19 protein-coding genes are annotated in these 24,665 nt (G+C 51.9%); 13 read left to right on the forward strand and 6 right to left on the reverse strand.

Annotation, left to right across the window (positions count from 1 at the left end):
- Positions 1–54: 54 nt before the first annotated feature.
- The 5 genes from ctlX to JI741_RS20550 all read right to left on the reverse strand — a co-directional run bounded on the left by ctlX (position 55) and on the right by JI741_RS20550 (position 5,815).
- Positions 55–972, reverse strand: coding sequence for a citrulline utilization hydrolase CtlX (gene ctlX / locus JI741_RS20530; RefSeq protein ID WP_202012982.1), 918 nt, complete (start codon positions 970–972; stop codon positions 55–57).
- Positions 973–995: 23 nt separating this feature from the next.
- Entirely contained in the window at positions 996–2,438 is a 1,443-nt protein-coding gene (locus JI741_RS20535) for an arginine deiminase family protein (protein ID WP_202012983.1), read from the reverse strand.
- 90 nt (positions 2,439–2,528) lie between these two features.
- Positions 2,529–3,500, reverse strand: coding sequence for a GDSL-type esterase/lipase family protein (locus JI741_RS20540; protein ID WP_202012984.1), 972 nt, complete (start codon positions 3,498–3,500; stop codon positions 2,529–2,531).
- A gap of 102 nt (positions 3,501–3,602) precedes the next feature.
- Complete coding sequence (locus JI741_RS20545) at positions 3,603–4,877, reverse strand: MFS transporter (RefSeq protein ID WP_202012986.1); 1,275 nt, start codon at positions 4,875–4,877, stop codon at positions 3,603–3,605.
- Positions 4,878–5,119: 242 nt separating this feature from the next.
- Positions 5,120–5,815 carry an NUDIX hydrolase gene (locus tag JI741_RS20550; protein WP_236676192.1) on the reverse strand — a complete coding sequence of 232 codons (696 nt, stop codon included), beginning with the start codon at positions 5,813–5,815 and terminating at the stop codon, positions 5,120–5,122.
- A gap of 114 nt (positions 5,816–5,929) precedes the next feature.
- Here JI741_RS20550 and JI741_RS20555 point away from each other — a divergent pair, with 114 nt between their 5' ends.
- From JI741_RS20555 to JI741_RS20565, 3 genes are all read left to right on the forward strand, one after another.
- Entirely contained in the window at positions 5,930–7,426 is a 1,497-nt protein-coding gene (locus JI741_RS20555; RefSeq protein WP_202012989.1) for a xylulokinase, read from the forward strand.
- Between the two features lie 69 nt (positions 7,427–7,495).
- Positions 7,496–8,824: a xylose isomerase gene (gene xylA / locus JI741_RS20560; protein WP_202012990.1), complete on the forward strand. Its 1,329-nt coding sequence runs from the start codon at positions 7,496–7,498 to the stop codon at positions 8,822–8,824.
- A 131-nt stretch (positions 8,825–8,955) separates the two neighbouring features.
- The gene (locus JI741_RS20565; protein ID WP_202012992.1) at positions 8,956–9,510 is read left to right on the forward strand and encodes a hypothetical protein; all 555 of its coding nucleotides are present in this window, start codon (positions 8,956–8,958) and stop codon (positions 9,508–9,510) included.
- A 221-nt stretch (positions 9,511–9,731) separates the two neighbouring features.
- On the opposite strand, the gene JI741_RS20570 is transcribed toward JI741_RS20565, so the two are convergent.
- Entirely contained in the window at positions 9,732–10,772 is a 1,041-nt protein-coding gene (locus JI741_RS20570; protein ID WP_202012994.1) for a Rieske 2Fe-2S domain-containing protein, read from the reverse strand.
- A 182-nt stretch (positions 10,773–10,954) separates the two neighbouring features.
- Between JI741_RS20570 and JI741_RS20575 the strand changes: the two genes are divergently transcribed.
- The 10 genes from JI741_RS20575 to JI741_RS20620 all read left to right on the forward strand — a co-directional run bounded on the left by JI741_RS20575 (position 10,955) and on the right by JI741_RS20620 (position 24,663).
- Complete coding sequence (locus tag JI741_RS20575) at positions 10,955–12,109, forward strand: Gfo/Idh/MocA family protein (protein ID WP_236676193.1); 1,155 nt, start codon at positions 10,955–10,957, stop codon at positions 12,107–12,109.
- A gap of 49 nt (positions 12,110–12,158) precedes the next feature.
- The gene (locus tag JI741_RS20580; RefSeq protein ID WP_202012995.1) at positions 12,159–13,211 is read left to right on the forward strand and encodes a sugar phosphate isomerase/epimerase family protein; all 1,053 of its coding nucleotides are present in this window, start codon (positions 12,159–12,161) and stop codon (positions 13,209–13,211) included.
- Positions 13,212–13,265: 54 nt separating this feature from the next.
- Positions 13,266–13,697 carry a c-type cytochrome gene (locus tag JI741_RS20585; RefSeq protein ID WP_202012996.1) on the forward strand — a complete coding sequence of 144 codons (432 nt, stop codon included), beginning with the start codon at positions 13,266–13,268 and terminating at the stop codon, positions 13,695–13,697.
- 87 nt (positions 13,698–13,784) lie between these two features.
- Positions 13,785–14,498 (forward strand): 3-keto-disaccharide hydrolase, encoded by a 714-nt coding sequence (locus tag JI741_RS20590; protein ID WP_202012997.1) that lies wholly within the window; start codon positions 13,785–13,787, stop codon positions 14,496–14,498.
- A gap of 66 nt (positions 14,499–14,564) precedes the next feature.
- Complete coding sequence (locus tag JI741_RS20595) at positions 14,565–17,888, forward strand: ThuA domain-containing protein (RefSeq protein WP_202012999.1); 3,324 nt, start codon at positions 14,565–14,567, stop codon at positions 17,886–17,888.
- Between the two features lie 42 nt (positions 17,889–17,930).
- Positions 17,931–18,782: a sugar phosphate isomerase/epimerase family protein gene (locus JI741_RS20600; RefSeq protein WP_202013001.1), complete on the forward strand. Its 852-nt coding sequence runs from the start codon at positions 17,931–17,933 to the stop codon at positions 18,780–18,782.
- A gap of 111 nt (positions 18,783–18,893) precedes the next feature.
- Entirely contained in the window at positions 18,894–19,265 is a 372-nt protein-coding gene (locus JI741_RS20605) for a transmembrane 220 family protein (RefSeq protein ID WP_202013002.1), read from the forward strand.
- 72 nt (positions 19,266–19,337) lie between these two features.
- On the forward strand, positions 19,338–21,137 hold the full coding sequence (locus JI741_RS20610; protein ID WP_202013003.1) for an alpha-amylase family protein: 1,800 nt from the start codon (positions 19,338–19,340) through the stop codon (positions 21,135–21,137).
- Between the two features lie 8 nt (positions 21,138–21,145).
- Positions 21,146–22,720, forward strand: a complete 1,575-nt coding sequence (locus JI741_RS20615; RefSeq protein WP_202013005.1) for an alpha-amylase family glycosyl hydrolase — start codon at positions 21,146–21,148, stop codon at positions 22,718–22,720.
- Positions 22,717–24,663: an alpha-1,4-glucan--maltose-1-phosphate maltosyltransferase gene (locus JI741_RS20620; RefSeq protein WP_202013007.1), complete on the forward strand. Its 1,947-nt coding sequence runs from the start codon at positions 22,717–22,719 to the stop codon at positions 24,661–24,663. Before JI741_RS20615 ends, JI741_RS20620 begins: the two co-directional genes overlap by 4 nt.
- Positions 24,664–24,665 lie beyond the last annotated feature (2 nt).

The following is a 24,665-nucleotide window of genomic DNA, read 5'->3' on the forward strand; positions in this document are numbered from 1 at the left end:
CGTTGTTTGGCGTGACCTTGAGTCATCAGATCTTGACATCCGTGAATACTTATATCAAGCTTTCACCGGCAGAAAAACTTCCGCCATCATACACCGTGCGCTGCCACCACCGTTGCGCTCAATGGTGTCGAGGTTTGAATGTATAATGGGGTTGAACGTCTCAATGGCCGACACCTGTTCTGCCGACAACGCCCGAAAGGCTTGTGATGACATAATCAAAAACTTCTTACCCGCCTCATTGTTCACCTGGAGCATGTTGCCCGCGAAGTGATTCATCTGGTCAAGCGTGATGTCGATGATTGTTTTCCCGGTCTTTGAAATAGCCTCGACGGTTGCTTTCCGCTCGGTGGCATCGGGAATGGAATCAAGACAGATCACCACATACTGATCGGCCACGCACATCATCACGTTGGTGTGATAGATGGGATATCCGTTGGCGTCTGTTGCTGTGAAGGCCTGGGATGTATAGCCAAGCTTTGCGCAAAACTCTTTCAACACGTTTGCGTCTGTGCGTTGTGAAAGACAGGCGTATGCAATCTTGTTCTCGCGGTCCAGCACCATGCTGCCGGTACCTTCCAGGAAAATGTCTTTGTTCTCGTAGGGGGAGAGGTCGACGCGGTGATGTATCACGAATTGTTTTTGCAGTTGCTCCAACACATGCGGCTTGCGTTCCTGGCGACGGTTCACGGCATACATGGGGTAGAGCACCACGCTGCCGTCGTCGTGAAAAGAGATCCAGTTGTTGGGGAAAATTGAATCGGGAGTATGCGGTTCGGGTGTGTCGTTCACCACGGTCACGTCAATTCCGTTTTGGCGGAGCAGGGTCACAAAGTTGTCGAACTCGGTCAATGCCAGCTCCTGGGCGTTGGTATCTTGCGTTGATTGAAAGGCATTGTTCACGGCCGTCTGCGTGTTGAACGCAAACTGCACGGGCCTAATCATCAGCAGGTGCGAAGTGGTTTGTGCGGACATGGTTACAAATGGTTTCGAATGTCTTACTTGATTTCGTCGCGTAACAAAGGCAAGCTCATGCAATGAAAACCGCCGCGTGCCCGCGACAGCTCGGCCGACGGCATGAGAATGACGGTGTCTTTCAGATCTTCAACACGCACTTTGCCCGACTCCAGGTCAGCCAGCAGCTCGTGCACGTGAACCACCTGAAACCCTTGCGCCATGAAAGCCTCGGTTGTTTTGTCGTTGCGATCATAGCCCAACACCACACCTTCTTTCAGGGCGAGAACGTTGCACGAATCGGTCCACTGTTCGCGCACGTCGTATGGAAACTCGCTGTTGCCCGAATAAATGAAAACCGTTTTCTCGGAACTCTTCAAGTCCACTTCGCTGATGTTGATCAGCAGATCTTCGAGTGTTTCAAAGTATACAGGCCGCTCAATGTCGTGGCGATTAAATTGAACGATTTTGATGGGGTCGTCTTTTTTCTTGCTTTCCAGAATGCGTTCCACAGGATCGGCATCTTCTTTCTTAATGCTCTTGCGCGAGAAGTTACCCAGCATCACCCACACGTTGCGTTTCACCTGTGTGAACACGGTGTCGATGTGCATGTAGTCGCGTTTTTTTGGAATGCGCACCACCGTTACCTTGTCGACAATGCCCCGTGCGAACAACAGGTTCACCACCTGGTGCGCGGCTTCCACCGTGGTGCGTTCGCTCACGCCCACCAGCAGGTGATTGTGGTTCACCATCATCACGTCCCCACCTTCCAGCGTCACTTTTTTGTCGTCGCTTTCTTTGGGCATCAGGAAGTGATGCGAGGTGTCTTCTATCTCGATGATCTTGTTTTCGAAACCGGCAAACAAGGCGTGATTAAAAAAGATATACTTGGTGAGCAACGCTTCACGCGTGCGTGCTTTTTTAGCAGGACGGTTCAGCAGGATGTGATCGTTCACCACCACACCAATGTCGCGCGTGAAGATGAAGTTAGGGATGGGCGCGAACAGCATGCTGCCATCTTTCAACGTGCCGCTGATGAGCACTTTCGACAGTTCCACATTGTTGAGCTCAAACAATTTCTTTTGCGTCTCATACGAGCAAAACTCGATGGCACAAACCGACGCCACCAGTTTCAACTTGATGGTATTGTCTTTCAGAATGTCGGCCAGGAGCCATTGCAGTTCAATAACATTTTCCGAACGGTGAAAACCTTCGTCGTCGGGTTTGTAGAACGTGCGATTGCTTTCGGGCGAATCAATAGTATTAAGTCTTCCTTTTATTTTTTCCGGATCAAGAAAGTAGAGCAGGATGCGTGTATAAAAGTCGTATTCTTTTTTGCGGATGGTGTCGAGGTGCACGATGTCTTCAAACAACCAGTCTTGTGCTTTGGAGGGAACAACTTTTCCGAGGCTGCTATCGGGACTGTGAACAAGCAGGCGTCGCAGGGTTCCAATCTCTGAATTGACGTGTAATGCTTTCTGGGACATAATGAGAAAATAAAGGCCCCAAGGAACAAACGGCTTTTTTAATTTACAAACGGCGTGTAAAAATTTCTTAGCAAAGTGAGTTTAAACGATTTAAAGCCTGATTATTTTTCCCTGCATCAACAGACCTTCCGAACCTTTCAAGCGATAATGATAAAGTCCCGCCCGCAACGCGTGAGTATTCAGTTCAATTTTTCCCGCCAGTGAAGCGAGTGCTTCTTCTTGCCACACAACGCTTCCTTGTTCATCCACCAACTCCAGCGAATAGCTCCGTTGTGTTTCGGGCAAGTTTTCAATCACGAGCGACTTGTCGAACGGGTTGGGATAGATACGAACACCATAACGTTCGTCTTTGATGCCGGTCACCGTGCCATCGCCTCCGTTGTCGCCTTCGTCGGTGCTGGGCTCGAGCGTTACCTCCTGAAGAATAAGCTTCACCCACGCGGCATACATCTTGCCCGACGGATGCAGTCCATCGTTGGCCACAAGGTCGGGTTCATCCAAACCCCGTCGCGAAATGTCGGTGATGTTATAGTACTTCACACCCAGCTTAGCCGCGATGGTTTTGTTGGTCGCATTATAGACATCAATGCCCTGGCTGATCACAGCCTGCTGGCCTTTCCCAAACGGTGTGTAACCATAGTCAGGAATGGAGACCACAAAAACATGTTTTTTGTTTCCACCAGCAAGTGCAATGGCGGTGTTCAGAAGCTCTTCAAATTCGGGTGCGTAACTCTCTACCGACTTGCCCTGGTAATAGTTATTCACACCAATGAGCAGCGACACAAGATTATAGTCCGGCGAAAGCTTTGCGGCGGTGATCGCGTTTTTCAAATTGTCGGTACGCCAGCCCGTGGTGGCAATGATTTTCGGGTCGAAGCACTCCAGGCCTTTCAACTGAAGGGCATCGATCAGTTGCTCGGGCCAGCGCTCTCTCACCGGCACGCTTTCGCCAATGGTATACGAATCGCCTAACGCCAGAAATTTAACTTTCTCTGTAATGATGAGTTGCTGTGCCATGCCCGGAGAAGATAACAGCAGCAATATCACGATAAGTTTTTTCATACTCAATCAAACCCGTGGGGCGGTTGTTTGTTCGATATACGCAAAAAACAAAGAGGATGGTTTTTGGCCATCCTCTTTTAGTTTCGTAATGATGATTATGTCTTATGCCGCTACGGCTGCTTTCTTGCGTCCGCGCATATAAACAACCAGCCCGATAAAGGCCACCACCAGCATGATGGGGATGATGAGGGTGGCTTTGATTACTTCCGGACCAGCAACCATTTGCGCGTTCACAAACGCGGTGGCCTCGGTGCTTCCTGCTGCGGCCGCCTGATAGGCTTTCACATCGGCTCCTGCGGGAAGGTTTTTGGCAATGATGTTATCATAGAAGCCCCCCATAAATGTGGTGTAGATCGAAACGGCAAACATGCCGGCACCGCCCATGAGGTTCATGCCCACAGCGCCCGACTTGGGCACGTTCTCCGACACAAAGCCGAGCATGGTAGGCCAGAAGTAGCACACACCAATACCAAACAACAGTGCGGCCACGAGAAGCATGTTGCCCGAGGCTGTACTCATCAGGTAGAGGCCAAGCGCCGCCAGTATAGCCGATGCCAGCAGTACGCCCGCCGGTGAGAAGCGGTGCACAATCGGCTCAGCAAATCCACGCCCGATCACCATGATGCCGGTGGTAATGGTCAACAGAAGCAACGAGTTGCTTGTGGCGTTGGACAGCAACAGGCCGACCCACTGGTTGGTGAACAATTCGGTGATGGCCGTTCCGAACATACAGATGAACATGAAGATGAATAGGGGAGTGAACACGGCTTTATACATGTCGCCTGTCGATACGCCGGAGGCAACGCGTTCGGTCACCGGAAAGTCAAGCTTCAGGAACATGTAGCCATAGGCCAGGGTGGGTATAAACATTGTGGCCACCTGCACTTGCCAGCCCAGGCCGATGTTGTCGAACAACATCACGATCAGCGTGCCGATCACAATACCGCCCGGAAACCAGAGGTGGAAGTGGTTGAGTTTTGTCGTCTTGTTGTCGGAATAGATAGTGGCCACCAGGGGATTACACGCGGCTTCCACCGTTCCGTTGGCGATGCCAATCAACAGCGTCGACAGGAAGAGTGACCAGTAGCCGTTGGCAAACACAGTGAGGCCGATGCCCAGAAGGTGAAACAGGAAGGCAATGATAAGAAGGCGTTTCATGCCGATGATGTCAACCACAAAACCACCGATCACAACCGCGAGCGGGAATCCCCAGAACGCGGTGGCGGCTATCGTGCCGAGTTGTTGTGCATTGAGACTGAATTCAACGCCAAGTCTGTTTAGAATACCGGCCCGTATCCCGAAGGAAAGCGATGTCACCAGGAGCGACATACAACTTGCCCAAAAAAGGCTGGAGCGGTTTATACTCTTCTGTTCCATGATAAAAAAGGTTTAAGGTTATAGGATTATAGGGTGTTTCAATGTGACGCGTTAAGATGCAGTTAAAAATTATCCCTTGCAATAGAGGCCGCGCGCAAATATGCCCTTGCAAAGGATTGCAATCTACAAGAATTGATGAATTCTTATAGTCCCGATGACTATCAACGGCGAATTTTCAGGATGACGGCTGTAGTTGATCTGAATACTACAAGATAGCGTCGGAGTTTGTTGTACCATCACTTTCACAACTCAAACATAAATCCATTCTCTTTCAAGTTGTTATAGGTCTTCTTATCGAACCGGTACAGGCTGGCGGCGCGATGCGAAACGTCGGTCTGTTTTTCCTTGCAGGGCTCCAGCAGGTTCATGCGCATCAGCTTGCGGCGGAAGTTGGGCTTGTCCAGTTTCTTGTCGAGGATGGCCTCATACAATTCCTGTAGTTGCAACAGGGTGAATTTCTTGGGAAGCAGGTTGAACCCGATGGGCTCGTGGCGCACCTTGTGTTTCAGGTATTGCAGACCTTCGTTCAGGATTTGCGCGTGGTCATAGGGCAGTTCGGGCACTTCGCTGATTTTGAACCAGCGTGCATCGGCTGCCGTGAACCCGGGGTGCAGCGTATAGTTCTCCGGCTTCACCAAGGCATAATAGGCAATGGTAATTACGCGCTTGGTAGGGTAGCGGTTCGCGTTGCCAAAAGCCTTCAATTGCTCGAGATAGATGTTTGAAACACCGGTGAGGTCGTTCAGGATACGTGTCGCGGAATCGTCGGTGCTTTCGTTGTATTTGATCCAGCCGCCGGGGAGCGCCCACTTGCCTTTGCTGATGCCCTCGCCGTGCTGCACCAGCAGGATGTCGAGCTCGCTTTTCTTAAAACCAAAAATGAGACAGTCGATGGAAAGTGCATCGATGATGGAGTCGGATGAAGGGTCGTTTATCATAAAGCCACGGGAAAGGTATAAAAATAATTTCATCCGACTTGTAGTCAAATGTACTATAAGTTATATATTTACCCGCACTTTCAAACGATTGTATTTTTCTATATTGATATACTTATGAAGCAATACCTGCTGGGATACGACCTGGGAAGCTCCTCTATTAAAGCCTCATTGATCGATGCGGCCACCGGCCAGTCGGTGGCCTCGGCGCAATCGCCGGCCGAAGAAATGCCGATGCTGGCGGTTAACCCCGGTTGGGCCGAACAGGATCCTGACATGTGGTGGGAACACGCCGTGAAAGCATTGCAGGCTACATTAAAGAAGTCGGGAGCAAAGGCCGACGAGATTGTGGCGATCGGCATTTCCTATCAGATGCACGGCCTGGTGTGTGTGGACAAGGATCAGAAGGTCTTGCGTCCGTCCATCATCTGGTGCGATAGCCGTGCCGTGGACATTGGCCGGAACGCCTTTCAATCGCTCGGCGCCGACTATTCACTGAAGCACCTCCTGAACTCGCCCGGAAATTTCACCGCCTCCAAACTCAAGTGGGTGAAAGAGAACGAGCCCAAGGTTTTTGAACGCATTCACAAGGTGATGCTGCCCGGCGATTTCCTGGCCATGAGACTCACCGGCGACATTGTGACAACGGCTTCCGGATTGTCGGAAGGTATGTTTTGGGACTATGAAACCGGCGCACCCTCGCAGCAGCTGCTGTCGCTCTACGGCATTCCGGCCGACATGCTGGCCACCGTGGTGCCCACATTTTCCATACACGGTCGTGTGAACAAAGCCATGGCCACCCAACTGGGCCTGAAAGAAGGAACTCCCGTGAGCTATCGCGCCGGCGACCAACCCAACAACGCTTTCTCCCTGAACGTATTGAATGCCGGCGAAACCGCTGCCACGGCGGGTACCTCGGGCGTTATCTATAGTGTGACGGACAAGAACGCCTACGACCCCAAGTCGCGCGTGAACACTTTCATCCACGTGAACGATCAGAAACCCGTGAAGAGCAACGGTGTGTTGCTCTGCATCAACGGCACCGGCATCCTCAATAGCTGGCTACGCAAACAGGCGCAGTCGGGTGGAGCGCCCTATGAATATGACAAAATCAACGCCATCGCGTCCGAAGCTCCCATTGGTGCCGACGGCCTCAGCATCCTTCCGTTTGGCAATGGTGCCGAGCGCGTGCTGGAAGACAAAAACGTGGACGCTTCTTTTCACGGTCTCAACTTCAATCGTCACGGTCAGGCCCACGTGTTTCGTGCGGCGCAGGAAGGCATTGTGTTTGCGTTGAAGTATGGCTTCGACGTGCTGCAAGGCATGGGGCTGAAAACAAACGTGATTCGCGCTGGCCAGGCCAACATGTTTCTGAGTCCGCTGTTCCGCGAAGCTTTTGTGAACACGATAGGCGCCCCGTTAGAATTGCTCGACACCGACGGTGCCAAAGGTGCGGCGTTGGGAGCGGGCGTGGGGGCGGGGGTTTATGCTTCGTTCGAAGAAGCGTTTAAAGGCCTCAGGATCATTCGCACACAAGAGCCGGACACAAAACTCACCGAACCTTATAAGGCATCGTATGCGCAATGGATGAGCCATCTGCAAAAGGCCATCTGATTTTTAGCAGGATCACCAAATCAAGAATAACAACACGTAATTGAACCCAACAGTAAAAAACTCAAATTCATGAAACTTACACTCGGAGACAAAGAATACTTTAAGGGCATTGGCCCGATAAAGTATGAAGGCAAAGAATCGGACAACCCGCTGGCGTATAAATTTTATGATGCCAAAAAGAAAGTGGGTAAAAAAACGATGGAGGAACACTTTCGTTTCGCCATTGCCTATTGGCACACCTTCTGCGGCACCGGTGGCGATCCGTTTGGACCCGGCACCAAAAATTTTGCCTGGAACAAAAGCGGCGATGCCGTGCAACGCGCTTACGACAAGATGGATGCCGCCTTCGAATTCATCACCAAGATAGGAGCACCCTTCTATTGTTTCCACGACTACGACCTGGTGGACGAAGCCCCGACCCTGAAAGAATCGGAAGAGCGCATTGCCAAGATTGTGGAGTATGCCAAGAAAAAACAAAAAGCTTCGGGCGTGAAGTTGTTGTGGGGAACAGCCAACCTGTTCTCGAACCCACGCTACATGAACGGCGCCGCTACCAATCCCGACTTCAATGTGGTGTGTCACGCAGGTTCACAAGTAAAAACTGCACTTGACGCCACCATCGAATTGGGTGGATCGAACTATGTGTTCTGGGGCGGTCGCGAAGGCTACATGTCATTGCTCAACACCGACGTGAAGCGCGAGCTCGAACACATGGCCAGCTTCCTGCATGCCGCCAAAGACTATGCGCGCGCACAAGGTTTCAAAGGCACGTTCCTCATCGAGCCCAAGCCCATGGAACCTTCGAAGCACCAATATGATTTTGACTCCGCGACGTGTATTGCCTTCCTGCGCGAGTTCGATCTGATGGAAGATTTTAAATTAAACATCGAAGTGAACCACGCCACCCTGGCACAACACACCTTCGATCACGAACTGCAGGTAGCCGCCAACGCCGACGTACTGGGAAGCATCGACGCCAACCGCGGCGACAACCAGAACGGCTGGGACACCGACCAGTTTCCGAACAACATCTATGAGTTGACGGAGGCCATGCTGGTGATCTTGCAATCGGGAGGTTTCAAAAACGGCGGCGTGAACTTCGACGCAAAAACCCGTCGCAATTCCACCGACAACGCCGACGTGTTCTATGCCCACATCGGTGGCATGGATGCGTTTGCCCGCGGCCTCATTGCCGCCCAGGCCATCCTGGACAACGGCGAGTACACCAAGCTGCGCAAAGCACGCTACGCATCGTTCGACTCCGGCAAAGGCAAGAGCTTCGAACAAGGCAAAGTGGGTCTTGAAGAGCTGCGTAAACTCGCGCACAAAAACGGCGAGCCCGAGCAAATCAGCGGCAAGCAGGAATACTATGAGAACCTGTTGAACAAGTTTATCTAGTAGTTCATCACAGATAAAATAAGCTAAAGGTCATTCAACCGCCCGTCGTGTTGAATGACCTTTGTTTTTTTGGGCCACACCCTCGCGATACCATTTTGTTCTGTACATTTGAGCGCAAACCTGAATCCCTCATGAAAACAATCGCGTCGCTTCTGCTCCTCGCCATTTCCTTCGCAGCAGTCTGCCAGGGAAACACGTCGTATGGAAACTTTAAACTGGCCGACCAGGAAATCCTCTATCAAAAAGTATTCGCCCAGGATTCCATCACCGCTGAAAAGCTAAGCGAATTCTACAAAGCCCAGACCTATGTGGCCAACCTCCAGACCTCGGGCGACGAAGTGACCTTCGACATGAACGACATCGTGGTAGACTATAAAAAATTCCAATTCACCCAGGTCGCCACACCACCCATCATCCAAACCGGAAAGTACTATGGCAAAGTAACTGTAGGGGTGAAGGACGGAAAGTATCGGGTCACCGTGCGGTCCATCCAAATGACCGGGGACATTGGCTACAAGAAGATTCCCGCCAAAGACAACCTCACCAACTACGCCGCCAAAAACAACGGCACCATCATGAACCCCGAATGGTGCAAACCCAATACACTCGGGTTGCTCGACAAATCGTTCACAGACAAACTTCAGTTTGTTGATAAGGCAAAGAAAAAGGATAGTGATGATTGGTAGTTCGGAGTGAGTCCTTAGTCTTGAGTATTTAGTATTGAGACTTTTTTTGAGGATGCGCATTCAGAATAGCATCAACCAACCCCTAAGCTTTTTAAATTACTCCATCCAGACTTCAGACTAACCCAGCATAGTCCTCGAAGCGAGACTATGCTCCGACATGGCTTTGAATTTTTACTCAATACTAACTACTCAATACTCAAGACTAAATTACTCAAGACTAATCAAGTTATCCAATGCAACGTCTTGGGCTCCACCGGATTCACAAACGGCGTCTTGTTCTGCTGCGACAAATCCCACTGGCGTTTCAGTTCGTGATACCACCGCGCTTGTGCGTCGGGTTCGCCAAGCAACATCAGCGTGGGTTTTGACTGCAGGCCTTCGCCCAGCTTTCGGAAAATTCCCAGGTCCTGGTGAATGAATTGTTTGCCCAGTTGGCGCAGGGGCCACCAGATGAATTTCACAAAACCCAGTGTGGTATAGAAAATGTGATTCAGCTCCGTTTCGTGATCGTTGATGGGCGTGAGGCACGTGATGGACACGATCTCGTTTTCCCCGACTTGTATATGCTCCGTTCGGATGCCCGGAAGCTGGAAATTGATTTCTGTAGACGTTCCGCCTTTCAAAATAGAATAGCCTTTCGAGTTCGACGACGGCGTGTGGCGCGACATCTTGAAGCCGAGGTCAACCGGCTCGAACTTCTTTTCCTTTAGCCTCAGATTTTTTGACGACCGCCAATACCACGATTGGTGCACAAAGGTGACGTGTGCCGGATCGATGAGGCCAATCACGCTGTGGTCGATGTCGGCAGGCATGGTCACTTTTTCTACGAAGAGGAATTTTTTCTCGGGCGATAACAGCAGGTTGGGCACCCACTGATCGGCGCCACTGAGGTCGGCCTTGTTCTGCGGCACATAGATCCAGATGGTGCCGTTCACTTCCCGGCAAGGATATTTGAAGACTTTGATCTTTCGCGTGTCGAATTTGTCGTCGGCCAGCGCGGGGATGCTGGTGCATGCGCCGGTGTTGTCGAACTTCCAGCCGTGATAGCAACATTGAATGCACTTGCCGTCGTACCAGCCTTTGGAGAGGGGCACGCCACGGTGTGGGCAGTTGTCGCGCAGGGCGAAGGGCACATCGTTTTCATCTCTTCCGAAAACCACTTTTTCTCCCAGAATTTCCTTTGCTACGAGTTTCCCCTGCTTGAGAAATGAGCCATGCATTGCGAAATACCAGAGGTTTTTCAGGAATAGGGATTCGGTCATGAAAAAAACTTAAAGCCGTGTCGTCAAAGAAAGGATTAAAGCACTAGTTTGCCAAACCATAAGGATGAATAAATCATCAAAAAATTTAATGCCGTCAACCCAATCCGCAATCGATTTCGATAATATTAATTCTTTATTTTTAACATTTTAATCCCTTACTTGAACCAAACAATTCTAACCTAATGAAAAGAAAATTACGCATGGGCATGGTAGGTGGCGGACTTACCTCTTTTATTGGCCCCGTTCATCGTAAAGCCGCCGGTATCGATGGAGAAATCGAATTGGTATGCGGCGCTTTCAGTGTGGTTCCCGGCGAGTCAAAACAAACCGGAGAAGCACTCTACCTGAATCCAAATCGGGTATATGAAACCTACCAGGAAATGTTTGAGATCGAGAAGACACTTCCTCCCGATCAGCGCATAGACTTCGTATCCGTAGTAACGCCCAACCACGTGCACTTTGGTCCTTCCAAACTGGCCCTCGAAAGCGGCTTCCACGTGTTGGTTGAAAAGCCCATCGCATTCTCGCTCGACGAAGCGAAGACCTTGCAAAAAGTAGTTTCAAAAACAGGTCTTATCCTGGGTCTTACCCATACCTACACCGGCTATCCGTTAGTAAAAGAAGCCCGTAACATGGTGAAGACAGGCAAATTGGGTAAGATCAGAAAAGTATACGTTGAATATCCTCAAGGCTGGCTCTCCACACTGCTGGAAGGCACCGGCAACATGCAGGCATCGTGGAGAACCGACCCCAAGCAGTCGGGCATGGGCGGCGCCATTGGCGACATCGGCACGCACGCTGCGAACCTGGCCGAATACATCACCGGCTCCAACATCACCGAAATCTGCGCCATGCTGAACGCCGTGGTGAAGGGCCGCAAACTCGACGACGACGCTTCCATGCTTATTAAGTTCGACAACGGTGCAACCGGCGTACTCATTGCTACACAGGTTGCTGCTGGCGACGAAAACAACCTCAACATCCGCGTCTATGGCGAAAAGGGTGGTCTGGAATGGAAACAGGAAGACCCCAACACCATGATCGTGAAATGGCTAGACCGTCCGAAAGAAATTGTTCGTGCAGGTCAGAAATACCTGTCCGACGATGCGAAAGCATTTACACGCACGCCCGCCGGTCACCCCGAAGGATACCTCGAAGCGTTTGCCAACATTTATCGCGCGTTTGGAAAAGCCGTGCGCGACTACAAGCCTGGCAAGAAGATCAATGCAGCGAAATACGACTTCCCCGATGTGGAAGACGGTGTGCGCGGCATGAACTTCGTGCAAACGGCCGTGAAGTCGGCACAGTCAACACGCAAATGGACAAAGCTGAAATAAGCTTGTCCTTTCCTGAAATGATGTCAAACCAACAGTCTTCAGCTTCTTCATGAAAACGATAAAAGGGCCTGCGATCTTCCTGGCGCAATTCATGGGCGATCAGCCGCCATTCGATAACCTGAAAACCATTTGCAAATGGGCCGCTTCGCTAGGCTATTCAGGCGTGCAGATCCCCACGTGGGACAGCCGCTGCATCAACCTGCAAAAGGCAGCCGAAAGCAAAGACTACTGCGATGAACTGAAAGGCATTGTGGAGTCGGCCGGGCTTCAGATCACCGAACTGTCCACCCACCTTCAGGGCCAATTGGTGGCCGTGCATCCTGCCTACAACGAAATGTTCGACGGCTTTGCGCCCAAGTCGGTTCGTGGCAAACCTGCGGAACGCACAGCCTGGGCGGTAGATCAATTGAAATATGCGGCCAAAGCCAGCAAGAACCTCGGGCTGGCAGCACACGCCACCTTCTCGGGTGCACTCATGTGGCACACGGTCTATCCCTGGCCACAACGCCCCGCGGGACTGGTAGAAGATGGTTTCAAGGAACTGGCGAAGCGCTGGTTGCCGATCCTGAACGCGTTCGACAAATCGGGCATCGATCTTTGCTACGAAATTCACCCCGGCGAAGATCTTCACGACGGCATCACGTTCGAACGTTTCTGGGAAGCCACGGGCAAGCACACGCGGTGCAACATCCTGTATGACCCCAGTCACTTCGTGCTGCAGCAACTGGACTATCTTCAGTATATCGACTTCTATCACACCTTCATCAAGATGTTTCATGTGAAGGATGCCGAATTTAATCCCACAGGCAAAAGCGGCGTGTATGGCGGCTACCAGGACTGGGTGAACCGTCCGGGACGTTTCCGTTCATTGGGCGATGGCCAGGTGGATTTCAAATCGGTGTTCTCCAAACTAACGCAATACGGCTACGACGGCTGGGCGGTGCTGGAGTGGGAGTGTGCCATCAAGCATCCTGAACAGGGAGCGGCCGAAGGTGCACCCTTCATCAAAGACCACATTATCCGCGTAACGGAAAAGGCCTTCGACGATTTTGCTGCGACCGGCAAAGACGCGAAGTTCAACAAGAAAGTGTTGGGCATTTAAACCCATAGTTTAGTAACAACAGATCAATACGTATTTATTAATTCGAAACCATCCATGAAAAAAGTATTTGTAGTAATCGCGCTGGTGAGCATAGCCAGTTGGACCCTGACATCGTGCGGCGGATCAAAGAAGGAAACAGAAACAGAAGAAACAAAAGATGAAGCAGAAGCGCCCGAGCTTGCCGAGCCCAAGACTGATTCTGCCGACGATTTGATCAAACAAGGTCAGGCCCTGGTGGATGCCAGCGATTGCAAAACCTGCCATCACCCCACCAACAAAATCGTAGGCCCTTCGCACACCGACGTGGCGAAGAAATACGAATTCACAAAAGCCAACGTGAGCATGCTGGCCGACAAGATCATCAACGGCGGCAGTGGCAACTGGGGTGAAATCCCGATGTCGCCACACGCCGACCTGAGCAAAGGCGACGCCGAGAAAATGGCGATGTACGTGCTTTCGCTCAGCGGCAACAAACCGAAAGACTAACACTTCACAACCGTCAGCTTCTGCCCAGAAGCTGACGGTTTCTTTTTACAATCGATTTCGCAACCAAAGACCTCTCACCAACAACCCATGAAGAAAACTTACCGGGCCTACGCCCTGCTGCTCGTCCTCGCATGCTTCGCAGGAAACGTGGCTGCCCAAAACACCCTGACTGCTCAGGAAAAGAAAGACGGATGGAAACTGCTGTTCGACGGCAAGACCACCAAAGGCTGGCACAACTATAACAAGAAAACCATTGGCCAGGGCTGGAAGGTAGCCGACGGCGAGCTCTATCTCGACAACTCCACCAAAGAAGGCCGCGGCGACATCGTGACCGACGGCGAATATCAGAACTACGAGTTCAGCTATCAATGGAAGATCGACTCGTGCGGCAACAGCGGCGTGATGTTTAACGTGGTGGAAGACCCCGCCCAAAACGCACCTTACCACAGCGGTCCCGAAATGCAAGTGCTGGACAACGACTGTCACAAAGATGGCAAGATCGTGAAGCACCGCACCGGCGATCTGTACGACCTCATCTCGTCGTCGAAAGAAACCGTGCGCCCTGTAGGCGAATGGAACGAAGCACGCATCGTTTCGAAAAATGCTAAAATGGAATTCTGGCTCAACGGCACCAAAGTGGTGGAGTTCACCATGCACACGCCCGAGTGGGATCAATTGGTGGCCAACAGCAAATTCAAAACATGGCCTGTGTTTGGCAAATCGCTGAAAGGCCACCTGGCCTTGCAAGACCACGGTGACAAAGTGTGGTTCCGCAACCTGAAAATCAAAGAACTGAAATAAGAAAAATCCGGCCATGGGCACACGGAGAGACCACGCCGTGCCTATGCACCGACAACTGCTTCGACAATGCATAAACTAAACTCATACCTGTCTATCGCGGTGCTTTTTTGCCTGCTGCTCTCCTGTGGCGAAAAGCAACCTCCGCGTGTTCTGGTTTTCTCGAAAACCACAGGCTATCGACATGAATCTATCGGCACGGGCAAAATCGCGTTGATGGAGCTTGGAAAGAAGAATGGCTTTGAAGTTGATACAACCGAAAACTCGGCCCTTTTTAATGAAGAAAATCTCAAACGTTACCGGGCCGTAATTTTCCTCAGCACCACGCAGGATGTGCTCGACCCGGTGCAGCAAGTGGACTTCAAACGCTTCATTGAAGCGGGTGGGGGATACGTTGGCATTCACGCCGCGGCCGACACCGAATATGAATGGCCTTGGTATGGAAAACTGGTGGGCGCTTATTTCAAAAGCCACCCCAAACAGCAGGAAGCGATGTTCCGCAAGGTCGAAGACTTCGGACCACACCCCAACACGCTTCCCAAAGAGTGGAAACGATTCGACGAGCTCTACAACTACAAACACATCTCGCCCGACATCAAGGTGATCTATAACCTCGACGAAAGCACCTACACCGGTGGCGAGAATGGCGAGAACCATCCCATTGCATGGTATCACGAATTTGAAGGCGGCCGCTCGTTCTACACCGGCATGGGCCACACCAACGAATCGTATTCCGATTCGCTTTTCCTGGACCACCTGCTCACGGGCATTAACTACGCCATTGGCGACAAGGCTCCCGACTACAGCAAAGCAAAGTCGGTGCGCGCCGTGGAAGAAAACCGGTTCACCAAAACCGTGCTCGACTTCAACCTCGACGAACCCACCGAAATGGCGGTGTTGCCCGATGGCAAAGTGTTGTTTCTGGAACGCAAAGGCGAAGTGGTACTCTACACACCGGCCGACGGCAAGCTGACCACCGTGAACAAATTTAACGTGTGGACAAAATCGGAAGACGGCATGATTGGCCTGGCCGCCGATCCGAACTTTGCCGAAAATCACTGGCTCTACATTTTCTATTCGCATCCCGATAAATCGGTGAACGTGTTGTCGCGCTTCGAATTCAAAGACGACAAAGTGGACATGACCACCGAGAAACAATTGCTGGAAGTGGCCACGCAACGCGAAACCTGTTGCCACACCGGTGGCTCGTTGCTGTTTGATGCAAACGGAAACCTGTTCATCTCCACCGGCGACAACACCAGTCCATTTGCTTCCGATGGCTTCAGCCCTTCGGACGAAACACCGGGACGTGCGCCGTTTGATGCACAGAAGTCATCCGGAAACACCAACGACCTTCGCGGTAAAATTCTGCGCATCCATCCCGAGAAGGATGGCACCTACACCATTCCGGAAGGAAACCTCTTTGCAAAAGGCGAAGAGAAAACCCGTCCTGAAATTTATGTGATGGGCTGTCGCAATCCCTACCGCATTTCCCTTGACGCCAAGACCGGCTATCTGTACTGGGGCGAAGTGGGACCCGATGCCGGCAAAGACGATTCGCTTCGCGGACCACGCGGCTACGACGAGTTGAACCAGGCGAAGAAGCCCGGCTACTTTGGATGGCCCTATTTTGTGGGAAACAATTTCCCGTATGCGAAGTATGATTTTGTGAACAAGAAAGTGCTGGCCAAGTGGGATCCCGCAGCGCCGATAAACGAATCGCCCAACAACACGGGCAAGCGCGAGCTTCCTCCGGTGAGCCCCGCGTTAATCTGGTATCCCTATGCAAAGTCCGACGATTTCCCGATGGTGAAGGAAGGCGGACGCAATGCCATGGCGGGCCCGGTATACTACAGCGAGAACTACAAAGGCGTGGCCACAGCGTTCCCGACTTACTTTGACGGCAAGCTGCTCATCTACGACTGGATCAGGAACTGGATGTTTTTGGTGACGATGGACGCCTCGGGTGCCATCCTCGACATGGAGCCTTTCATGCCCCACACCAAATTCAACAACATCATCGACATGGCCTATGGGCCTGATGGCAAGCTCTACATGATTGAATATGGAACGGCGTGGTTCAAACAAAACCTTGACGCACGCCTGGTGCGCATCGACTACAACGGTGGCAACCGTCCACCGGTGGCAGTGTTGGCGACCGACAAAATCGCGACGTCGGTTCCGGCCACCATCCAATTCACCACCGAAGGCACAAACGATCCTGACGGCGACGCCATCACCTATCAACTTGAAGCCGAAGGCAAGACGCTGACCTCAACCGATGGCAAGTTCTCGGTCGACTTCAAGAACCCCGGCGCTCAAACGGTGAAGCTCACGGTGAAAGACGACAAGGGCGGCACGGCCGATGCGCAGCTGAAGCTGACATTGGGTAACGAAATGCCCGTGGTGAAAGCCGAGATTCTCTCCGGCAACAAAGACTTCTATTTCCCCGGAACACCCGTGAAATATGCTGTGACCGTAACCGACAAGGAAGACGGCTCAACAACCGATGGCAAGATCAAAGGCGAAGCCGTGACTGTGACGTTCGACTATCTGAAAGGTTTCGACATCACCGAAATTGCACAAGGCCACCAGGTGCCTACGGCCGAATTGCCGGGCAAAGCGCTCATCGAAAAAAGCGATTGCAAGTCGTGTCACATCATCAATCAGAAATCAGCCGGACCGAGCTATAAAGACGTAGCCGAGAAATACAAAGGCGACGAAAAGGCTCTGGGCATGCTGGCATCCAAAGTGATCAAAGGTGGCGCAGGCGTGTGGGGCACCATCGAAATGGCAGCCCACCCGCAGGTGAGTGTTGACGACGCCAAGAAAATGGTGGAATACATTCTCTCGCTTGCCGAAGAGAAGAACGTGGTGAAACTTCCACTGACTGGAACGGCCACCCCGGGCAAAGAACAAGACGGTGCCTACATGCTGACGGCAACCTACTTCGACAAAGGCGCCAGCGGAGTGCCCTCGCTTTCGGGCAGCACCGCGGTTGTGCTGCGCAGCCCGATGTTGACGGTCGACCAAATGGAAGACGTTAGCATCGCCGGCAAACTGAAAGCCGACAAGGGCCAGTGGGTGCTTCAGAATGTGTTGAACAATGCCCACGGTGCTTTCAAAAACATCGATCTCACCGGCGTGAAAAAAGCAACGCTCATCGCCTACATTCTGGCCGAACAAACCGTGGGCGGCGAGATTGAACTTCACCTTGACAAGCCCGATGGAAAGTTGTTGGGCAAAGTAAACATCACGGCGCCGCTGATGTCGAAGGTGTCGGTGAAGTTTGCACCCGAAAACGGTCGTCACGATTTGTATGTAGTGTTTAAGAATGCCACGAGCAACAAGCCCATGTTCTACTTCAGCGGTGTTCAACTCGACAACAAATAAAAGCTCAAACCCAAACTATAACCTAACCTAATCTTAAGTGCCATGAAAAGAAGAGAATTTGTACAAACAGCATCGTTCGCAGCGGTCGGTTTGTTATCACTGCCCTCGTTTTTGGCGGCGGGAAAAGCAACCAAAACCCTGGGGCTGCAACTCTATACGTTGCGCGACACCATCGGAAAAGATCCTAAGGGCGTGCTGCAGAAAGTAGCCAGCTTTGGCTACAAAGAACTGGAAGCCTACAGCTACAAGGATGGCCAGATCTTTGGAATGGCCTATGGCGAATTCAACAAGTTCGTGAAAGGCCTGGGCATGAAAGTGACCAGCGGTCACTACGGCCTCGACATGATTAAAGGCGACACCTGGCAGAAAGCCGTGGAAGATGCCAAGAAAAACGGCCAGGAATATATGGTAGTTCCCTACATCCAGGAACCCGATCGCAAAACGATCGATGCCTACAAACAAATCTGCGCCGACCTGAACAAGGCAGGCGAAGTATGTAACAAAAGCGGCATCCGCTTTGGCTATCACAACCACGCTTTCGAATTCCAAACCGTGGACGGTCAAATTCCTTACGACGTGATGCTGGCCGAACTCGATCCGAAAAAAGTAGGTCTTGAAATGGACCTCTTCTGGGTGATCAACGCCGGACAAGATCCGCTGCAATACTTCGCAAAATATCCGGGCCGTTTCGAACAATGGCACGTGAAAGACATGGACAAGAACGACCGCGGCCGCAACGCCGATGTGGGCACAGGCTCCATCGACTTCAAGCCCATCTTTGCGCAGGCAAAATTGTCGGGCATGAAGAAGTGGTATGTAGAGCAGGAGACCTACCCCGGAGCGCCCATCGACAGCGCAGCGGCTTCTGCAAAATTCCTAAAAACCATTCTTTGATTTTGTTTCTCGTTTTTTTGTTTTTTTGTTTTGTTTACAGGTTAATGCAAAGGTGTCGGGTCCAATAGCCCGACACCTTGCTTTTTCCGGATAGTCCTTAAACACTTTTCTATGCGTATTGTAAATTTCATCCTGGCGATCATGTTCCTGGCATTTGCATTCCTGCAACTGAACGATCCCGACCCGGTGATCTGGATTCTGATCTATGGTGCCATGGCCGTGGTTTCGATCATGGCGATTTTTGAATTTTATCCCCTCAAGTTCATCATCGGCCTCACCGTGGTGTATGTGGGCTATTCCCTGCTCTACATTCCCGGTGTGGTGGAATGGCTGCAGCAGGACGATCGCTCCGCCCTTTTCAGCGACGTGGCCAAGATGGAACATCTCTACATCGAAGAGTCGCGTGAGTTTCTGGGGTTGATGATTTGCGTGGCGGTGCTGATTTTTTATTGGATGCGTGCCACCAAATTTTCGAAACGATAGGAACACACCAACGCAAACGATTTCTGTTGAGACAGCATACAAAGCTGTCTTTTCTTTTTTATATTCAAACCTATGAGACGACCACTTTTTTGCCTGCTCACATTGTCTATTTTTATCGGCTGTTCAACGCCTCCAAAAGAAAAAATCCCACCGCTTGCCACCATGGAAAAATCGTCTGGTAAAATCGTCATCTACCAATTGATGACCCGCTTGTTTGGAAACAAAAAGACCGTGAACAAACCCTACGGCACACGCGACGAAAACGGCGTGGGCAAGTTCAACGACATCGACGACGCGGCATTGAAATCGATCAAAGACATGGGCATCACCCACGTGTGGTACACCGGCGTGCTGGAACATGCCGTGCTTACCGACTACACACCCTTCAGCATTCCCCTCGACGACGCCGATGTGGTGAAGGGCCGCGCGGGTTCGCCCTATGCCATCAAAGACTATTACGACGTGAATCCCGACCTCGCCATGAGCGTTCCCAACCGCCGCGAAGAGTTTGATCGCCTGCTGGAACGCACCCACCAGGCCGGCCTGAAAGCCATCATCGACTTTGTGCCCAACCACGTGGCGCGACACTATCACTCCGATGCCAAACCCACCGGCGTGAAAGACCTGGGCGAAGGCGACGACAAGGCCGTGGCCTTCCGCGCAGCCAACAATTTCTATTACCTGCCGGGACAATCCTTCCAGGTTCCCAAAGACTATGTGGCGCTTGGCGCCAACAATACCTTTCCCACCAAAGACGGCAAGTTTGACGAAACACCCGCCAAGGCCACCGGCAACAACGTGTTCTCGGCCGCGCCGGGCCTGCACGACTGGTTCGAAACGGTGAAGCTCAACTATGGTGTGGATCAACAAAATCAAAAACACTTCGACCCCATACCCGACACGTGGGTGAAGATGAAAGACATCCTGCTGTACTGGACAAGCAAAAAAGTGGACGGCTTCCGGTGCGACATGGCCGAGATGGTGCCCGTTGAATTCTGGGGCTGGGTCATTCCGCAGGTACGCGCCGCGAATCCCGACATCATCTTTATCGCCGAAGTATATAACCCGAACGAGTATCACAACTACATCGAGAACGGCAAGTTCAACTACCTCTACGACAAGGTGCAACTCTACGACACGCTGCGCCTTCTGGTGCAGGGCAAGGCAACAACACCCTCGATCCATGCCATTCAGCAACACCTGTCGGGCATCAACGACAACATGTTGCACTTCCTGGAGAACCACGACGAGCAACGCGTGGCATCACCGTTCTTTGCGGGCGACATGTGGAAGGCCGCGCCCGCCATGGTGATCAGTGCCACCATCGATCGCGGGCCCGTCATGATTTACTTCGGACAGGAAGTGGGAGAGCCGGGTGCGGGCGCCGCAGGTTTTCAGGCCAACGACGGCCGCACCACCATCTTCGACTACTGGGGCGTGCCCGAACACCAGAAGTGGATGAACGGTGGCAAGTTTAACGGCGACTCGCTGAGCGCCGAACAAAAACAACTTCGCCAATTCTATGCCGATGTTTTATCGCTGGCCGGCAGAAACATCGCGCTCACGCAAGGCGAATACCTCGACATCACGGCGCACAACATCAACGCCGGAAACTTCACGGGCAACACCAGTGCGTTTCTGCGCTACTCGGGCACGGAACGCCTGCTGGTGTTGAACACCTTCAACGCCACCACGCAGGAAATCAAAGTGCAGCTGCCCGCATCTGCCGTGACGGCGCTGGGGCTCGACACGGAGGGAAGCTACATTGCACGCGACCTGTTGTGGCGCGAAGCCGAGGTGGGCTTCAGCAAAGACTTCACCTTCACACTCACGTGCAAACCCTACAGCTCCTACATTCTGAAGATTAAATAAACGCCACCATGTTCGCTCGTTTCACCTGTGTTGCTTTGTTCTGTTCATGGGCGCTCTGGTCGTGCAAGCCGCCGGAAGTGAACGTGGCCACGTGGCCGCAAGGGGTAAAGTATGAAGTGTTTGTGCTCTCGTTTGCCGACGGCAACGGCGATGGCAAAGGAGACCTGAAAGGACTAACGGCCAAGCTTGACTATCTGCAAGACCTCGGTGTGAACGGCATTTGGCTGATGCCCATCATGAACGCGCCGTCGTATCACAAGTATGATGTGATGGACTACAAAAGCATTCATGCAGACTATGGCACACCCGAAGATTTCAGAGCGTTTATCGCCGAAGCACACCGCCACGGCATCAAGGTGATCATCGACCTCATTCTGAACCACACCGGCACAGAGCATCCGTGGTTCAAAGGGGCCACGCAGGGAAAAAACAATCCCTACCGCCACTACTACGTGTGGGCAAAGAAAGATTCGATACGCACACAGATGGCCAAGAAAACAACGTCGTTCGATTCGGACAACATCACCCAATGGCACCCCGTGAACGGCGACACGCAGGCAGAACATTACTACGGCTATTTCTGGGCCGGCATGCCCGACCTCAACTTCGACAACCCCCGCGTGAAGCAGGAATTTATGGAGATTGGAAAATTCTGGTTGTCAGACATGCAAGTGGATGGCTTTCGCCTGGATGCAGCACGTCACATCTTTCCGACAGACAGAGCAGCCGACAACCACGCCTTCTGGCAGGAGTTCCGGCAGGCCATGCAATACCTCAAACCCGATGTCTACCTGGTGGGCGAGGTGTGGGCCGATGCAAAAGAGGTTGCTCCCTACCTGAAAGGATTGCCGTCGCTCTTCAACTTCGACATGGGCTATGCCATCACCGACGTGGTGAATGCCGGGCGAGACACCATGAAGTTGATTGAACGCTACAAACGCATCAGCGACTATTACCGCGCGTCGACACCCGAATATACCGACGCGATCTTTTTGAAAAATCACGACCAGAATCGAATCCTGAGCGAGTTGGGTGGCGACCCCGGAAAAATGCGGGTAGCCGCAGGGATATTAATGACGTTGCCCGGCACACCCTATGTGTATTACGGCGAAGAGATTGGCATGCTGGGCAAGAAGCCCGACGAATACATACGCGAACCTTTTGTGTGGGCTACAGACGACAAAGCGAAGGAAAATCTGCAAACATCGTGGGAACAACCCAGGTATTCGACGGCGCAAACCGTTACACCGGCGAGCCTGCAACAAAACGATCCGGCATCGCTCTACAACGCCTACAGAAATCTTATTCACTTCAGAAATTCAAGTAAAGCCCTTACCTTCGGAACCATCGACCCATCGGGTGTGAACGTGGCCGAAGTGGTGAGCTTCAAACGGACACACGAAGGCGAAACGGTGCTGGTGCTGCACAACGTTTCGGATGTGGAAGTAACGGTGACGCTGGAGAACAGCAACGCCGCATTCAATACGATTGTGTTCGACAGCAACGGAACAACAAAACTAAACAACGGCGAGCTGACCTTGCCGGCATATGCAACGGTAATTTTGAAACCTAAACAGGCATGATCATAACAAAAGGAAAATCGCGCGTCGTCATCGAAAATGTTCAACCCCAGGTGGATGGTGGATTGTATCCCGCCAAGCGCACCATCGGCGAACGCGTGACGGTGACCGCCGATATATTTGGTGATGGCCACGACCACATCCGTGCCCACATGCTCTACAGAAAAGAAGGAGCAAAACAATGGAATCACCAGGAGATGACCCCGTCGTATAACGACACATGGTTTGCCTCGTTCACGGTAACCGAAAAAGGCGCCTACGAATTCACCGTCATGGCCTGGGTCGATCACTTCGACACGTGGTATGACGGCTTCAAGAAAAAAGCGACGGCCAAGGTCGATGTGCACGTAGAACTTCAGGAAGGCGTGAACCACCTGAAGGCACTGGGTGGCGACAAGAACGATACACTTAAAGCCGCCATCGGCCAACTGCAAGGCGACTACACCGCGGCCATCCATTTCGTGCAGGGTGAAGCCTTTGGAAGGCTGGTGCACGAGCATCCCCTCATTCAACACGAAACCACCTATGACAAAACGCTTCGCGTGGTGGTGGAGCACGTCAAGGCAAACTTCAGCGCCTGGTATGAACTCTTTCCGCGGTCGGCATCGCTCGACGGCAAGCATGGCACCTTCAAGGATGTGATCAAGCTGTTGCCGCGCGTTTCGGCCATGGGCTTCGACGTGCTCTACCTGCCGCCCATTCATCCCATTGGAAAAGTGAACCGCAAGGGCAAGAACAACAACGTGCGCGCCGAACTTGGCGAACCCGGTTCGCCCTGGGCCATCGGCAACGACGAAGGCGGACACAAAGCCGTTCACGCCGAGTTGGGAACCTTGGTCGACTATAAGAAGTTGATCGAAGAAGCAAAGAAGCTCAACATCGACATCGCACTCGATCTGGCCTTTCAATGCGCACCCGATCATCCCTATGTGAAAGAACATCCCGAATGGTTCAAGCAACGGCCGGATGGTTCGATTCAATACGCTGAAAATCCTCCCAAAAAATATCAGGACATCTATCCATTCAATTTTGAAACCGACCAGTGGATGGAATTGTGGGTGGAGCTGAAGTCGGTGATCACCTTCTGGATTGAACAGGGCGTGAAAATTTTTCGCGTTGACAATCCTCACACCAAACCCATTCCGTTCTGGGAGTGGGCCATTGCCGAAGTGAACAAGGAATATGAAGACATCATCTTTCTTGCCGAAGCATTTACCAAACCAAAAGTGATGGCGTCGCTGGGAAAGATCGGCTATACACAGAGCTACACCTATTTCACCTGGCGCGTCTACAAGTCGGAAATTATTGAATACATGAACGAGCTGGTGCACGGCCCTTCACGAAACTATTTCCGCCCGAACTTCTGGCCCAACACACCCGACATTCTGCCCTTTCACCTGCAACAACAAGGCGAAAACATTTTTATACTCCGCCTGGCTCTTGCCGCTACACTATCGTCGAACTATGGTGTGTATGGGCCCGTGTATGAATTTTATGAGAACGTGCCGGTGCAGGGGAGGGAAGAATATCACGACTCCGAAAAATATGAAGTGAAGCACCACGACTGGAAGAAAACCAGTCGCGCCACCGACATCATGTATATGATCAACAAAGCGCGCAAAGAAAACGCCGCATTGCAGTCTACATGGAATCTGAATTTCTGCACCATCGAAAACGTGAACCTGCTGGCCTACATCAAAGCCACCGACGATCTGTCGAGCATCATCCTCACGGTGGTGAACCTTGATCCCAACGGGCGGCATTCGGGCTATGTGCAATTGCCCAAGAGCCTGTTGAAACTGGGCGATCGCATCAATGTGAAAGTGCACGACCTCATCACCGACGAACACTATACCTGGACGCAGGAATGGAACTATGTGGAGCTGGATCCCTACAAGTTGCCCTTCCATTTATTCAAAGTTGAAGTTCACGAATCCTATCTCTAAAA

The organism is Chryseolinea lacunae, assembly GCF_016735595.1.
GTDB classification, from domain to species: domain Bacteria; phylum Bacteroidota; class Bacteroidia; order Cytophagales; family Cyclobacteriaceae; genus Chryseolinea; species Chryseolinea lacunae.

Coding starts and splice junctions, on each gene's coding strand:
- ctlX (WP_202012982.1), bottom strand. CDS start 972: ATGTCCGCACAAACCACTTCGCACCTGCTGATGATTAGGCCCGTGCAG.
- JI741_RS20535 (WP_202012983.1), bottom strand. CDS start 2,438: ATGTCCCAGAAAGCATTACACGTCAATTCAGAGATTGGAACCCTGCGA.
- JI741_RS20540 (WP_202012984.1), bottom strand. CDS start 3,500: ATGAAAAAACTTATCGTGATATTGCTGCTGTTATCTTCTCCGGGCATG.
- JI741_RS20545 (WP_202012986.1), bottom strand. CDS start 4,877: ATGGAACAGAAGAGTATAAACCGCTCCAGCCTTTTTTGGGCAAGTTGT.
- JI741_RS20550 (WP_236676192.1), bottom strand. CDS start 5,815: ATGATAAACGACCCTTCATCCGACTCCATCATCGATGCACTTTCCATC.
- JI741_RS20555 (WP_202012989.1), top strand. CDS start 5,930: ATGAAGCAATACCTGCTGGGATACGACCTGGGAAGCTCCTCTATTAAA.
- xylA (WP_202012990.1), top strand. CDS start 7,496: ATGAAACTTACACTCGGAGACAAAGAATACTTTAAGGGCATTGGCCCG.
- JI741_RS20565 (WP_202012992.1), top strand. CDS start 8,956: ATGAAAACAATCGCGTCGCTTCTGCTCCTCGCCATTTCCTTCGCAGCA.
- JI741_RS20570 (WP_202012994.1), bottom strand. CDS start 10,772: ATGACCGAATCCCTATTCCTGAAAAACCTCTGGTATTTCGCAATGCAT.
- JI741_RS20575 (WP_236676193.1), top strand. CDS start 10,955: ATGAAAAGAAAATTACGCATGGGCATGGTAGGTGGCGGACTTACCTCT.
- JI741_RS20580 (WP_202012995.1), top strand. CDS start 12,159: ATGAAAACGATAAAAGGGCCTGCGATCTTCCTGGCGCAATTCATGGGC.
- JI741_RS20585 (WP_202012996.1), top strand. CDS start 13,266: ATGAAAAAAGTATTTGTAGTAATCGCGCTGGTGAGCATAGCCAGTTGG.
- JI741_RS20590 (WP_202012997.1), top strand. CDS start 13,785: ATGAAGAAAACTTACCGGGCCTACGCCCTGCTGCTCGTCCTCGCATGC.
- JI741_RS20595 (WP_202012999.1), top strand. CDS start 14,565: ATGCATAAACTAAACTCATACCTGTCTATCGCGGTGCTTTTTTGCCTG.
- JI741_RS20600 (WP_202013001.1), top strand. CDS start 17,931: ATGAAAAGAAGAGAATTTGTACAAACAGCATCGTTCGCAGCGGTCGGT.
- JI741_RS20605 (WP_202013002.1), top strand. CDS start 18,894: ATGCGTATTGTAAATTTCATCCTGGCGATCATGTTCCTGGCATTTGCA.
- JI741_RS20610 (WP_202013003.1), top strand. CDS start 19,338: ATGAGACGACCACTTTTTTGCCTGCTCACATTGTCTATTTTTATCGGC.
- JI741_RS20615 (WP_202013005.1), top strand. CDS start 21,146: ATGTTCGCTCGTTTCACCTGTGTTGCTTTGTTCTGTTCATGGGCGCTC.
- JI741_RS20620 (WP_202013007.1), top strand. CDS start 22,717: ATGATCATAACAAAAGGAAAATCGCGCGTCGTCATCGAAAATGTTCAA.